Origin of the sequence: Mycoplana ramosa (genome assembly GCF_041930185.1) — a bacterium.
GTDB classification, from domain to species: domain Bacteria; phylum Pseudomonadota; class Alphaproteobacteria; order Rhizobiales; family Rhizobiaceae; genus Mycoplana; species Mycoplana ramosa.
In genome coordinates, this window is sequence record NZ_JBHEEW010000004.1 from 143,469 (window position 1) to 156,382 (window position 12,914).

The window sequence follows — 12,914 nt, forward strand, 5'->3', positions numbered from 1 at the left end:
CCTTGACCGTTTCGATCGCCGTCGAGAGCCCGTTGCAGGACGAAGTGCGCGAACTGGTCGCGGAGCTGAACGCGGCTCTGCTGGCGCTTTCGCCGCCTGAGGCCTGCTACCACCTGACGGTCGAGCAGATGGCCGAGCCGGGCGTCACCGTCTGGATCGCCCGCGAGAACGGCAGAGCGATCGGCTGCGGCGCGCTGAAGCGCCATTCGGCCGATGTCGGCGAAGTGAAACGCATGTTCACCCGGCCCGAGTGGCAGGGCAGGGGCATCGGACGCCACATTCTGTCCAAGATAATCGAGACCGCCGAAAAGGACGGGCTTGCCGAACTGGTCCTTGAGACCGGCGACCGGCATCCCGCGGCCTGGGCGGTCTACGAGAAGGCCGGCTTCACCCGCTGTGGCCCCGTGCTCGACTATCCGGACAGTCCCTATTCCGTTTTTTATCAGAAGCAGCTTGGACGCGCCTCCAGCGCTGCGTGACCGCGAAAAGATTAAAGCCATGACCGATCTGACCCGCCTGACCATTGCCGAAGCCCGCAAGAAGCTCGGCGCCAAGGAGATCACCGCCGTCGAGCTGACGGAGGCCTATCTGACCGCGATCGATGCCGCCAACGGTGCGCTGAACGCCTATGTCACCGTCACGCCGGAGAAGGCCCGCGAGATGGCAAAGGCATCGGATGCCCGCATCGCCGAAGGCAAGGCCGGCGCGCTGGAAGGCATCCCGCTCGGCATCAAGGACCTGTTCGGCACCCGCGACGTCCACACCCAGGCCTGCAGCCACATCCTCGACGGCTTCAAGCCGAAATACGAATCGACCGTAACCCAGAACCTGTGGAACGACGGCGCCGTCATGCTCGGCAAGCTGAACATGGACGAGTTCGCCATGGGCTCGTCGAATGAAAGCTCCTATTACGGCCCGGTGAAGAACCCCTGGCGCGCCAAGGATTCCAACCTCGATCTCGTGCCGGGTGGCTCCTCCGGCGGCTCAGCCGCCGCCGTAGCGGCGTTCCTCTGCGCCGGTGCAACCGCCACCGACACCGGCGGCTCGATTCGCCAGCCCGCCGCCTTCACCGGCACCGTCGGCATCAAGCCGACATACGGCCGTTGCTCGCGCTGGGGCATCGTCGCCTTCGCCTCCTCGCTGGACCAGGCGGGCCCGATCGCCCGCGACGTGCGTGACGCGGCCATCCTGCTGAAGTCGATGGCGAGCGTCGATGCGAAGGACACCACCTCCGTCGACCTGCCGGTGCCCGACTACGAGACGTCGATCGGCCAGTCGGTCAAGGGCATGAAGATCGGCATTCCGAAGGAATACCGCGTCGACGGCATGCCGGAAGAGATCGAGGCGCTCTGGCAGCAGGGCATCACATGGCTGAAGGAGGCCGGCGCCGAGATCGTCGACATCACCCTGCCGCACACGAAGTATGCGCTGCCGGCCTATTACATCGTCGCCCCGGCCGAGGCCTCGTCGAATCTCGCCCGCTACGACGGCGTGCGTTACGGCCTGCGCGTCGACGGCAAGGACATCGTCGACATGTACGAGAAGACGCGCGCCGCCGGCTTCGGCCAGGAGGTCAAGCGCCGCATCATGATCGGCACCTACGTGCTGTCGGCCGGCTACTACGATGCCTACTACCTGCGGGCCCAGAAGGTCCGCACCCTGATCAAGCGCGATTTCGAGCTGGCCTTCCAGGCCGGCGTCGACGCGATCCTGACGCCCGCGACCCCATCGTCGGCCTTCGGCATCGCCGATGAGGATCTCGCCGCCGATCCGGTCAAGATGTACCTGAACGACATCTTTACGGTGACGGTGAACATGGCCGGCCTGCCGGGCATCGCCGTGCCGGCCGGCCTCGACCACAAGGGCCTGCCGCTCGGTCTCCAGCTGATCGGCAAGCCGTTCGAGGAGGAGACCCTCTTCAAGACCGCGCACGTCATCGAACAGGCCGCCGGCCGGTTTTCGCCGCAGAAGTGGTGGTAACCGGCGCTCGCCATGCGGCGATTCGGATGCTTTTATGAGGCCGGGAGAGCACCGGCATCATGATCACCATCCGATACGCGACTGCGGACGACGTTCCAGCACTTGCCGAGATCGGCCTGCGCGCCTGGGAGCAGGCGGCGACGGGCGTCGCCGACCTCGATGCGCTCAGAGGCATTGCACGCGAGGCCTTTTTGCAGTTCCTCGCCGCGAAGTGGGTGACCGTGATCGTTGCGGAGCGCGGTGGCGTGATCGCCGGTTGGGCGGCGCGCGAAAAGATGGACGAGGAGATCACTGATCTCTGGGTCGATCCGGCACTGCAGCGACAGGGTGTAGGTGCTGCGCTCCTGGTGGCGCTCGAAGATGCGATGCGCCGATCCGGTATCGAGGCGGCCGATCTCCAGACCCATGCCCGCAACGCGCCGGCGCTCGCCTTCTTTCGCAAGCAGGGCTACGCCGTGAACTGGCTGTCGGTGACCTATTCGCCGAAGCTCGATCGGGACGTGGAATCGGTCGGGTTGCGGCGGCAACTGGTGGAGGACCGGCCGGTCGGCTATGGGCCGGGCGGATTCTGATCGCTGGGCGTGCGCGACTGAAGCCGCGCACGTCTGTCACCGGTTGTCCAGTTGTGAACGCACCAGGACCAGCCCGCGCTGGGTGATGCGGTAGGGTTTTCCGTCGTTGGATGCGATGCATCTGCGTCGCTTGAGTTTGCGGAACAGCTCAATGTTCAGGCCGCTGGCGCGCCAGCCGTCCCGCGTGACGCAATAGACGTTGATGATGGTCCGGGTTTCGTCCCGTTCGAGTTCGATCCTGCCGCCCTGGGCGAGCAGATGGAGAATGCGCTGTTCGGCGCGGGAAATATCCATGATTGTTGAAGTCCGAGAGGCGTTCTCGAAGAACGCGAAAAAAACGATCCGCCAGGCGAGGCCGGGCGGGTTGAAGCGTTTTTTCCGGCCCATGCGCGCAAGAGAATTGCGGGCAGGGCCCTCAGCGGGACTCAGACAAAGAGAACATGAAGGCTCCACTATTCCGGCCAGAACCTATGAATCCGGCGCGGGGCCGTCAAGGTATCTGCGCGACCATTTGGGTCAGCCAGCTCGGTGCCGCAATCCAGACAAGCGCCAAGACAGCATGACCGCCGATGATGAGGTTCAACAGGGACCGGAACGGCTGTTTCCGTGTCTTGTGCCGCAGCAGTCTCTGGGCGAGGACTGCCCCGAGGCTTCCGCCGACAAGGGCCAGGCCGAGGAGCGTGCTCTCCTGAATACGCCACCTGCCGGCGCGGGCAGCCTCCTTGTCCCACCAGAAGACGAGGAATGTCGTCAAGTTGACGAGCAGCAGGACGGCGAGGCTCAAGAGGACGGTCATGCCGCGAGCGTATCCGGGCTGGGTTAACATGCGGCTATCCGGATTGCGGTGCTGGTCGACGCCGTGGCACCGGCAAAGCCTTGCGCCGCCTGCCCATATGGTCTACCGACACAGATGAAAATCAGGCACCTGAAGCGACCTTCAAAGAGCTCATCATGACCATCGTCGACGTCCGTATCTCCGATCCGAAACGCTATATCCCCGGCGCCACCGGCGACTGGGAGGTCATCATCGGCATGGAGGTGCACGCACAGGTCACCAGCAATTCGAAGCTCTTTTCCGGCGCTTCGACCGCGTTCGGCAAGGCGCCGAACGCCAACGTCTCGCTCGTCGATGCCGCCATGCCCGGCATGCTGCCGGTCATCAACGAGGAGTGCGTCAAGCAGGCGATCCGCACCGGCCTCGGCTTGAAGGCGAAGATCAACCACCGCTCGATCTTCGACCGCAAGAACTACTTCTACCCGGACCTGCCGCAGGGCTACCAGATCTCGCAGTACAAGGATCCGATCGTCGGCGAGGGTAAGATCGTCATTTCCGTCGGCCCGGATCGCCAGGGCCAGTTCGAGGACGTCGAGATCGGCATCGAGCGCCTGCATCTGGAGCAGGACGCCGGCAAGTCGATGCATGACCAGCACGCCACCATGTCCTATGTCGACCTGAACCGCTCCGGCGTGGCGCTGATGGAGATCGTCTCTAAGCCGGACCTGCGCTCCTCCGACGAGGCCAAGGCCTATCTGACCAAGCTGCGCACCATCCTGCGCTACCTCGGCACCTGCGACGGCAACATGGACGAGGGCTCGATGCGCGCCGACGTCAACGTATCGGTGCGCCGTCCCGGCGAACCCTTTGGCACGCGCTGCGAGATCAAGAACGTCAACTCGATCCGCTTCGTTGGCCAGGCGATCGAATACGAGGCCCGCCGCCAGATCGGCATCCTCGAGGACGGCGGTGTGATCGACCAGGAAACCCGCCTGTTTGATCCGAACAAGGGCGAGACCCGCTCGATGCGCTCCAAGGAGGACGCGCACGACTATCGCTATTTCCCCGATCCGGACCTGCTGCCGCTCGAGTTCGACGACGCCTACGTCGAGGAGTTGAAGGCGCACCTGCCGGAACTGCCGGACGACAAGAAGGATCGCTTCGTCCGCGAGCTCGGCCTGTCCGTCTACGACGCCTCGGTGCTCGTCTCGGAAAAGGCGATCGCCGACTATTTCGAGGCGGTGGCTGCTGGCCGTGACGGCAAGATCGCCGCCAACTGGGTCATCAACGACCTTCTGGGCGCCTTGAACAAGGCCGGAAAAAGCATTGAAAACACACCGGTTTCGCCAGGTCAGCTCGGCGGGATCATCGACCTCATCAAGGACGGCACGATTTCCGGCAAGATCGCCAAGGATCTGTTCGAGATTGTCTGGAACGAGGGCGGGGTACCGGCTGAGATCGTCGAAAGCCGCGGCCTGAAGCAGGTCACCGACACCGGCGCGATCGAGAAGGCCGTCGACGAGATCATCGCCGCCAACCCGGATCAGGTGGCGAAGGTCCAGGCCAAGCCTTCGCTGGCTGGCTGGTTCGTGGGCCAGGTGATGAAGTCGACCGGCGGCAAGGCCAACCCGCAGGCCGTGCAGGCGCTGGTCAAGGCCAAGCTCGGCATCGAGGAATAGCCGGTGTTCTTCGTCCGCACGGCCTGCGAGCGCGATCTGGCGAAGGTCAGCGCGCTGCTGGGGCAGGCGTGGCACGCGACCTATGATGCCCTTTATGGCGCCGACCGGGTCAAGGAAATCACGGAGAAGTGGCATTCGGCCGAGGTCTTGAAGGTGCAGCTTGCGCGCCGCGATGCCGAATTCGTCGTCGCCGACGACGGCAAGACACTCGGCGGCATGGGCTACGCCGCGATGTCGAAGACCGAGCCGACGGTCGCCATCCTGCATCAGCTCTATGTCCTGCCGCAGTATCAGGGCCAGGGGCTCGGCCGAGACATGTTCGCCGAGCTCGAGACCTGCTTTCCCGATGCGAAGGTCATGCGGCTGGAGGTGGATCCGCAGAACGCCAAGGCGATCGGCTTCTACGAGGCGCATGGTTTTGCCAGGGTCGGGGAGACCGCCAATTGCGGCGGCGGTCATTCCGGCATCGCCGCGCTGATCTACGAAAAGACGCTCGGCTGACCGCGGCCGGCGGCAGATCGCATGTTCGTTCCGTCGCGGCAAAACCGCCCAGAAGCGGCGGGAAACGCTGGACATTCAAGGTCTGCCGCGCCATAAGCGTTTGACGATTTTCGACAACGGGCCACCGTGACGGTCCGGTCAAGGAAGTGGACAATGAGCCTTCTCAAGCAGATCTTCACCTGGTGGAATGGGCAGACCCTCGGAACGCGCTTCCATACCTGGCGCTTCGGCAAGAAGGTCGGCGAGGACCAGTTCGGCAACGTATACTACCAGGGCGGCACCGATTCCGAAGGCCGCACGCGCCGCTGGGTGATCTACAACGGCTATGCCGATGCGTCGACGATCCCGGCCGGCTGGCACGGGTGGATGCACCACCGCACCGACGTTTCTCCGGCCGAAGAGAACTACAAGCCGCGCGAGTGGCAGAAGAACCACCGCGCCAACCCGACCGGCACCTCCCAGGCCTATCGCCCGCCGGGCTCGCTTGCCGTTCCGGGCGAGCGTCCGCGCGTCACCGGCGATTACGACGCCTGGACGCCGGGCAACTGATACGCTTTCGCCACATTTGACGGTTAGCGCATACCCTGCCGGCACGAGCCGGCGGCTGGAATTTGCGGGAGATACAGGAATGGCATCGGCCAGCACGCTCAGGATCGTTTCGCGGGCTGCTACGGCAATTGCCGCCGTCGCGGCGACGGTCCTGTCCGCTGGCGGTCCGGCGCAAGCCGCCCGTATTTCCAATCCCGTCGCGGTTTTTTCCGGCCTCGACAAGATCACCGGCCGCATCACCTCATTCGATGTCTATGTCGGGGAGACGGTGCAGTTCGGCGCGCTGCAGGTCACGCCGCGCGTCTGCTACAACCGCGACGACACCGAGGCGCAGAAGGTGGATTCCTTCGTCGAGGTGGACGAGATCACGCTGGACCGAAAGATCCGCCGCATCTTCACCGGCTGGATGTTTGCCGAAAGCCCGGGCCTGAATGCCGTCGAACATCCCGTGTTCGACGTCTGGCTTACCGAGTGCAAGGCGAAATCCGACGTCCCGCCACCAGCGTCGACGAACGGCAATTAAGGCCGCCGCGATCGCTCAATGGTCGCTTCCGCCCACCAGGTTTCTTGATTTTGTGCGTGGCTTTCTACCCGAAGCCGGTCGCGCTTTCGCCAGAGACAATGCCTTGGCGACAGCGATTTCAAGCCGAATCAGAAGGGCAGGTTGGGCGAGGCCAGCGCCTTTGACAGCATGCTTTCGTAATCGGCCTTGGGTACATCGATTGCGCCGAAGGTCTTCAGGTGTTCGGTCGTGAATTGGGTGTCCAGGAGCCGGAACCCTCCCTGTTTCAGCCGATCGACAAGATAGACGAGGCAGATCTTCGAGGCGTCGTTCCGCCGGGAGAACATGCTCTCTCCGAAGAATGCCGCCCCCAGCGATACGCCGTAGAGACCGCCGACGAGCTGGCCGTCCTCCCATGCCTCGACGCTATGGGCATGACCCATTCGATGCAGGGTCGCGTAGAGCGATCTGATCTTGCTGTTGATCCAGGTGGAGGGGCGGTCGGCCGCCGCCTCAGCGCAGCCCGCCATAACCGCCTCGAACGCGGTGTCGACACGGATCTCGTAAGGGGCTTTGCGGATTTTCTTCGCCAGGCTGCGCGAGACGTGGAAGCCGTCCAGCGGGATCACGCCGCGAATGTCCGGCTCGACCCAGAACAGTTCCGGGTCGTCAGCCGAATCGGCCATCGGGAACAGGCCGATGGAATAGGCGCGCAGCAATAGTTCCGGTGTCACTTCCGGGGACCTGCCGCGCCGCCCTGCCATGTTCTGCCCCTAGACCGAAGTCTTGGCCAGATAGTTCTCCAGCCAATGGATGTCGTAGTCGCCGTTGGCGATGTCCTGATTGGCAATCAGTTCCTGAAACAATGGGAGCGTCGTCTTGATTCCGTCAATGACGAATTCGTCGAGCACGCGGCGAAGGCGCATCATGCATTCGACGCGGGTGCGTCCATGCACGATCAGCTTGCCAATCAGGCTGTCGTAGTAGGGCGGGATGCGATAGCCCTGATAGGCGCCCGAATCGACGCGGACGCCAAGCCCTCCGGGTGCATGGAAGTGCGTGATCGTACCGGGCGAGGGGACGAAGGTGCGCGGGTCCTCGGCGTTGATGCGGCACTCGATCGCGTGGCCCGAAAACTCGATCTGATCCTGGGTGACGGAAAGCCCGGCGCCGGAAGCGACGCGGATCTGTTCGTGCACCAAGTCGATGCCGGTGATCGCCTCGGTGATCGGATGCTCGACCTGCAAGCGGGTGTTCATTTCGATGAAATAGAACTCGCCGTCCTCGTAGAGGAACTCGATGGTGCCGGCGCCGCGATATTTCATCTTCTTCATCGCGTCGGCGCAGATCTGGCCGATCTTCATGCGCTGCTCGACGTTCAGGGCCGGGGAGTTGGCCTCTTCCCAGACCTTCTGGTGGCGCCGCTGCAGCGAGCAGTCGCGCTCGCCGAGATGGATCGCATTGCCCGCGCCATCGCCAACGATCTGCACTTCGATGTGCCGCGGATGGCCAAGGAACTTTTCCATGTAGACGGCGTCGTTGCCAAAGGCGGCTGCCGCTTCCGAGCGCGCCGTTGCCACGGCCATTTCCAGGTCTTCCTCGGTCCGGGCGACCTTCATGCCGCGGCCACCGCCGCCGGCGGTTGCCTTGATCAGGACCGGGAAGCCGATCTTGCGGGCGATCTCCAGCGCATTCTCCGGCTTCACCTCGCCGTCGGAACCGGGAACGACGGGGATGCCGAGTTCCTGTGCCGTCTGCTTGGCGGTGATCTTGTCGCCCATCAGGCGGATGTGCTCGGCGGTCGGGCCGATGAAGGTGATCCCGTGCGCGTCGAGGATCTCGGCGAACTTGGCATTCTCCGAAAGGAAGCCGTAACCGGGGTGGACAGCGTCGGCTCCAGTGATCTCGCAGGCAGCAACGATCTGGTGGATGTTCAGGTAGCTGTCGCGCGACGGCGGCGGGCCGATGCAGACGCTTTCGTCGGCGAGGCGCACGTGCATGGCGTCGGCATCCGCCGTCGAATGCACGGCGACCGTGGCGATGCCGAGTTCCTTGCAGGCGCGCAGCACGCGAAGCGCGATCTCGCCGCGGTTGGCTATGAGGACTTTGGAAATCATCGCTCTGGCCTTATTCGATGACGATCAGGGGTTCGCCATACTCGACCGGCGCGGCGTCGGCGACAAGGATCTCGGTGACCTTGCCGGAGCGCGGCGCCGAAATCTGGTTCATCGTCTTCATGGCTTCGATGATGAGGATCGTCTGGCCCTCCTGAACCGTCGAGCCGACTTCGACGAAGGGACGTGCGCCCGGTGCGGGAGCGAGGTAGGCGGTGCCGACCATCGGCGCGGTCACGGCATTCTTGTTGTCGCGGGCAGCGGGGGCGGCAGCCGGCGCGGCCGTTGCGACGGCTGCCGGGGCTGCAAACTGAGCAGATGGAACAGGGGCGGAGACATATTGTGGCGTGCCGGCGCGCGAGACGCGGATGCGCAGTTCGTCCTGCTCGACTTCGATCTCGGTCAGGTCCGTCTCGTTGAGGATGTTGGCGAGATCGCGGATCAGTGCCTGATCGATGCCCTGTTTCTTGTCAGCCATTGGATTTAGCCTCTTTTTTTCTTTATTTCGTGATGGATTTGAGCGCGTTCAGCGCCAGGATGTAGCTTTGCTCGCCGAAGCCGCAGATGACGCCCTTGACCGCCGGCGCGATCATGGACGTGTGGCGGAATTCCTCGCGGGCGTGCACGTTGGACAGATGCAGTTCGACGACGGGAATACGGATGGCGCGGATGGCATCGTGCAACGCGATGGAGGTATGCGTGTAGGCGCCCGCATTGATCGCGATGCCCGCGGCCGTCTCGCCTGCCTCGTGGATCCAGTCGACGAGCGTGCCCTCGTGGTTCGACTGGCGAAAATCAATGGCGAAACCGAGCTTCTCGCCCTCGGCCCGGCACAGCACCTCGATGTCGGCCAGGGTATGCCCGCCATAGATGCCGGGCTCGCGCTTGCCGAGCGCATTCAGGTTCGGGCCGTTCAGGACGAAGATTGGTGACGCCATTCGGATTTCCGCTTTCTGGATCGTGGGTTACCTATAGACCGGTGGTTCCTTGAGGGAAAGCCCAAAGGAATCGCGCCGGTCTTGTCCACAACCATCAAGGCTGAACAGCACCGGGATGGCGGAAAGATGGCGGATTGGCGCGGTCCCGCCGTTGTTCGGGACAACGGGATCACGCGCAATCTTCAGACGGGCCGCGGCGGCGGCTTCAGCAGGCCGCCTTGCCGCAGGCGCGGACGTTGGCAACCTTGTCGCGGAGTTCGTCAACGCCGACGGCACCGAAGACGGCTTCGTTCGATATCACATAGGAGGGCGTACCGGTGATGCCGAGGCTCTGCGCAAGCGAGTAGGCATCGCGAACGGCATCGTCGTGCGGCTTTTCTGCCATGGCCTTGCGGATGTCGGCTTCGCTGACGCCGAGCTTGACCGCGACTTCGATCGCGCTCTCCTCGGTGGCGCGGCTTTCGGCGCCCAGAAGCGTACGGTGGAAATCGCCGTATTTTTCCGGTGCTAGGTCGCGGAAGGCCGCGCTCACCTTGTGGGCGGCGAGTGAATCCGGACCAAGGATTGGCAGTTCCTTCAGCACGAAGCGTACGTTCTTGTCGGCTTCGAGCAGCGCATCCATGTCGGACAGCGCCCGCTTGCAGTAGCCGCAGTTGTAGTCGAAGAACTCGACGATGGTGACGTCGCCGTTCGGGTTGCCGAGCGAGATGTCGTACTTGGCGTTGAAGATCGCCTTCTGGTTTTCGGTGATCGCCGCTTCGGCCTGCTGCTGCTGCGCCAGCATCTGCTTCTGCTGCAGCGCTTCCTGCATGTCCATCAGGATTTCAGGATTGGCGAGCAGGTATTCCTTGATATAGGCGCCCATCTCTTCCTTCTGCTTTGCGTCGAGCGCAAGGGCCTGCAGGGGGAACGACACGGTGCAGGCGAGCGCGAGCGCTGCGGCAAGCGATTGGGTGGTGGTGCGAAACATGCTGTCCTCGTTACATTGCGATGGCCGTATCACATCTGGGCGGCCGAACTTCTTGCCCGCGACGGTGTCGTTCCTTGCGGAGCATTGTAACGACCTTAGGGCGAGGTGGGCGCAAACGAAACAGCAAAAGTGGCCGAAATTCGGGCCTCCCGGGATTGTGAACAGGCGTTTCTTCCGGCAAGGGGAGGCTGGGGCGAGAAAACCGAAAGCAAGCAGGGAAGTACCAAGCGATGAAGATATCCAGGCGCAGCGCAGTCGAGCCCTTTCACGCGATGGACGTGCTCGCGGATGCGACACGGCGGAGGGCGGCCGGCCATCCGGTGATCTCCATGGCCGTCGGCCAACCGGCCCATCCGGCACCGCGCGCGGCACTTGAGGCCGCAAGGGCCGCCCTTGAAGATGGCCGCATCGGCTATACCGAGGCGCTCGGTCTCGATGCCCTGCGCCAAGGCATCGCAGCGCACTATCGAACCCGCCATGGCGTCAAGATCGACGCGTCCCGCATTGCCGTGACGACCGGTTCGTCGGCGGCGTTCAACCTGGCCTTCCTGACGCTGTTCGATCCCGGCGATCGCGTGGCGATCGCACGCCCGGGCTATCCCGCCTATCGCAACATACTCGCCGCCCTCGGCATCGAGACGATCGAGATCGAGGTGAACGCCGAGAACGATTTCACCATGACGCCCGAAAGTCTCGAGGCCGCGCAGACCGTGTTTGGCAAGCTCTCGGGCGTCCTGCTGGCAAGCCCGGCGAACCCGACAGGAACCGTCACCAACCGCGCCCATCTGCAGGCGCTCGCCGACTACTGCTCCGTAAACGACATCGCCTTCATTTCCGACGAGATCTACCATGGCCTGACGTTTTCGGGGGAGGAGACGAGCGCGCTCGAACTGACCGACGACGCCGTGGTCATCAACTCCTTTTCCAAATACTACTGCATGACCGGCTGGAGGATCGGCTGGATGGTGTTGCCGGAGGCCGTCGTTCGCCCGATCGAGCGCCTGACGCAAAACCTCTACATCTCCGCCCCGGAACTCTCGCAGATCGCCGCATTGGCCGCGCTCGGTGCCAACGACGAACTCGACCTCCATCGCGAAGCCTACCGTCGCAACCGCGATCTGCTGGCAACGCGTCTGCCCGAACTGGGGTTTTCGATCGCCTCGCCGATGGACGGCGCGTTTTATGCCTATGTCGACGTCGGGCGCTTCACCAATGACAGCATGGCGTTTGCCCGACGGATGCTGGCCGAGATCAACGTTGCGGCGACGCCGGGGCATGACTTCGACCCGATCGGCGGCCACCGCACGATGCGCTTCTCCTTTGCCGGCGCCCATGAAGAGATGATCGAGGCCACCGACCGCATCGCCGCCTGGCTGAAATAGACGGCGGCGGACGGGCCGCGGGCAGCGTGTCGGCGGAATCGACAATCCCGCCGGCTGAAACGAAAACCATCCGCCAACGTTCAGGTGCGGTTGATCGACACGCCGGCGTCGACGAGCATTGCCGTACCGGTGATGAAGCTGGAGGCGTCTGAGCAGAGAAACAGCGCGGCCCGAGCGATCTCCTCCGGCTGCGCGATACGCTTGAGCGCATTCAGCCCGGCTACAAATTCGCGTGCCTCCGGCGTGTTTGCCACGTCGCGCCCCATCGGCGTATCCGTCGCACCCGGCAACAGCGCATTCACGCGAATGCCTTTCGGACCATACTCAGACGCAAGCACCTGCACGAGGCCGACGAGGCCGGACTTCGACGCGGCATAGGCCGCAAGCCCGGGAAAACCGGCCGTATAGCCGACGAAGGTCGAGGTGAAGACGATGGTGCCGCCGCCGCGCGCCTCGATGGCCGGCAACTGGTACTTGGCGGCGAGGAAGCCGCTGGTCAGGTTGACGTCGAGCACGCCCCGCCATTCCGCAATGGACAACTCGGGCAGGGGGCCGACCGGCCCGGTGGTGCCGGCATTGTTGAAGGCGATGTCGATACCGCCGAATTCCGCTTGCGCGGCTTCGACGAGCGCCTGATGATGCGCTTCCTCGCTGACATCGCCGGGCACGGTGATTACGGCGCCGCCTTCTCCACGGACATCGTCTGCGACTTCGTCGAGCCGCTCGCGCCCGCGGGCCGAGAGCACCACCTTCGCGCCCTGACGGGCAAAGAGGAGGGCGGCGGCGCGGCCTATGCCGGAGCTTGCGCCGGTGATGATGGCGACCTTGTTGTCGAGGCGGGTCATGGGTTTCTCCTTTGCTGGCTTCTGACGACCGTCGGTGTCGCAGAACCGCAATCGAGGAACCACCCGATTCCCGCCAACGAAAAAGGCCCGGACAATGCCGGGCCCCT

General features: G+C 63.9%; 16 protein-coding genes. 8 read left to right on the plus strand and 8 right to left on the minus strand.

The window, feature by feature from the left end; translation table 11 throughout:
- Positions 1-2: 2 nt before the first annotated feature.
- From JNC62_RS06730 to JNC62_RS06740, 3 genes are read left to right on the plus strand one after another with little or no spacing between them, the layout of a single operon-like run.
- On the plus strand, positions 3-479 hold the full coding sequence (locus JNC62_RS06730; protein WP_374837173.1) for a GNAT family N-acetyltransferase: 477 nt from the start codon (positions 3-5) through the stop codon (positions 477-479).
- Between the two features lie 19 nt (positions 480-498).
- Positions 499-1,980, plus strand: a complete 1,482-nt coding sequence (gene gatA / locus JNC62_RS06735; RefSeq protein WP_374837175.1) for an Asp-tRNA(Asn)/Glu-tRNA(Gln) amidotransferase subunit GatA — start codon at positions 499-501, stop codon at positions 1,978-1,980.
- Positions 1,981-2,039: 59 nt separating this feature from the next.
- Positions 2,040-2,552 (plus strand): GNAT family N-acetyltransferase, encoded by a 513-nt coding sequence (locus JNC62_RS06740; RefSeq protein WP_374837177.1) that lies wholly within the window; start codon positions 2,040-2,042, stop codon positions 2,550-2,552.
- A 36-nt stretch (positions 2,553-2,588) separates the two neighbouring features.
- Here JNC62_RS06740 and JNC62_RS06745 read toward each other — a convergent pair whose 3' ends face one another.
- Both JNC62_RS06745 and JNC62_RS06750 read right to left on the minus strand, forming a co-directional pair.
- On the minus strand, positions 2,589-2,846 hold the full coding sequence (locus JNC62_RS06745) for a YjhX family toxin (RefSeq protein WP_374837179.1): 258 nt from the start codon (positions 2,844-2,846) through the stop codon (positions 2,589-2,591).
- Positions 2,847-3,042: 196 nt separating this feature from the next.
- Positions 3,043-3,348, minus strand: a complete 306-nt coding sequence (locus JNC62_RS06750) for a DUF1294 domain-containing protein (protein WP_374837445.1) — start codon at positions 3,346-3,348, stop codon at positions 3,043-3,045.
- Positions 3,349-3,503: 155 nt separating this feature from the next.
- Between JNC62_RS06750 and gatB the strand changes: the two genes are divergently transcribed.
- From gatB to JNC62_RS06770, 4 genes are all read left to right on the plus strand, one after another.
- The gene (gene gatB / locus JNC62_RS06755; RefSeq protein ID WP_374837181.1) at positions 3,504-5,006 is read left to right on the plus strand and encodes an Asp-tRNA(Asn)/Glu-tRNA(Gln) amidotransferase subunit GatB; all 1,503 of its coding nucleotides are present in this window, start codon (positions 3,504-3,506) and stop codon (positions 5,004-5,006) included.
- A 3-nt stretch (positions 5,007-5,009) separates the two neighbouring features.
- Positions 5,010-5,507 (plus strand): GNAT family N-acetyltransferase, encoded by a 498-nt coding sequence (locus JNC62_RS06760; RefSeq protein ID WP_374837183.1) that lies wholly within the window; start codon positions 5,010-5,012, stop codon positions 5,505-5,507.
- Positions 5,508-5,660: 153 nt separating this feature from the next.
- Entirely contained in the window at positions 5,661-6,056 is a 396-nt protein-coding gene (locus JNC62_RS06765) for an NADH:ubiquinone oxidoreductase subunit NDUFA12 (RefSeq protein ID WP_374837185.1), read from the plus strand.
- A gap of 79 nt (positions 6,057-6,135) precedes the next feature.
- Positions 6,136-6,579, plus strand: coding sequence for a DUF2155 domain-containing protein (locus JNC62_RS06770; protein ID WP_374837187.1), 444 nt, complete (start codon positions 6,136-6,138; stop codon positions 6,577-6,579).
- A 128-nt stretch (positions 6,580-6,707) separates the two neighbouring features.
- Here JNC62_RS06770 and aat read toward each other — a convergent pair whose 3' ends face one another.
- The 5 genes from aat to JNC62_RS06795 all read right to left on the minus strand — a co-directional run bounded on the left by aat (position 6,708) and on the right by JNC62_RS06795 (position 10,580).
- Entirely contained in the window at positions 6,708-7,322 is a 615-nt protein-coding gene (aat, locus tag JNC62_RS06775; RefSeq protein ID WP_374837189.1) for a leucyl/phenylalanyl-tRNA--protein transferase, read from the minus strand.
- A 9-nt stretch (positions 7,323-7,331) separates the two neighbouring features.
- Positions 7,332-8,675 carry an acetyl-CoA carboxylase biotin carboxylase subunit gene (gene accC / locus JNC62_RS06780; protein WP_374837191.1) on the minus strand — a complete coding sequence of 448 codons (1,344 nt, stop codon included), beginning with the start codon at positions 8,673-8,675 and terminating at the stop codon, positions 7,332-7,334.
- 10 nt (positions 8,676-8,685) lie between these two features.
- Entirely contained in the window at positions 8,686-9,150 is a 465-nt protein-coding gene (gene accB, locus JNC62_RS06785) for an acetyl-CoA carboxylase biotin carboxyl carrier protein (protein WP_374837192.1), read from the minus strand.
- A 22-nt stretch (positions 9,151-9,172) separates the two neighbouring features.
- Complete coding sequence (aroQ, locus tag JNC62_RS06790; protein WP_374837194.1) at positions 9,173-9,610, minus strand: type II 3-dehydroquinate dehydratase; 438 nt, start codon at positions 9,608-9,610, stop codon at positions 9,173-9,175.
- Between the two features lie 205 nt (positions 9,611-9,815).
- Positions 9,816-10,580 carry a DsbA family protein gene (locus JNC62_RS06795; protein WP_374837195.1) on the minus strand — a complete coding sequence of 255 codons (765 nt, stop codon included), beginning with the start codon at positions 10,578-10,580 and terminating at the stop codon, positions 9,816-9,818.
- A gap of 230 nt (positions 10,581-10,810) precedes the next feature.
- Between JNC62_RS06795 and JNC62_RS06800 the strand changes: the two genes are divergently transcribed.
- Entirely contained in the window at positions 10,811-11,962 is a 1,152-nt protein-coding gene (locus tag JNC62_RS06800) for a pyridoxal phosphate-dependent aminotransferase (protein WP_374837197.1), read from the plus strand.
- A gap of 80 nt (positions 11,963-12,042) precedes the next feature.
- Here the strand turns inward: JNC62_RS06800 and JNC62_RS06805 are convergent, their stop codons facing one another.
- On the minus strand, positions 12,043-12,807 hold the full coding sequence (locus JNC62_RS06805) for an SDR family oxidoreductase (protein ID WP_374837199.1): 765 nt from the start codon (positions 12,805-12,807) through the stop codon (positions 12,043-12,045).
- Positions 12,808-12,914 lie beyond the last annotated feature (107 nt).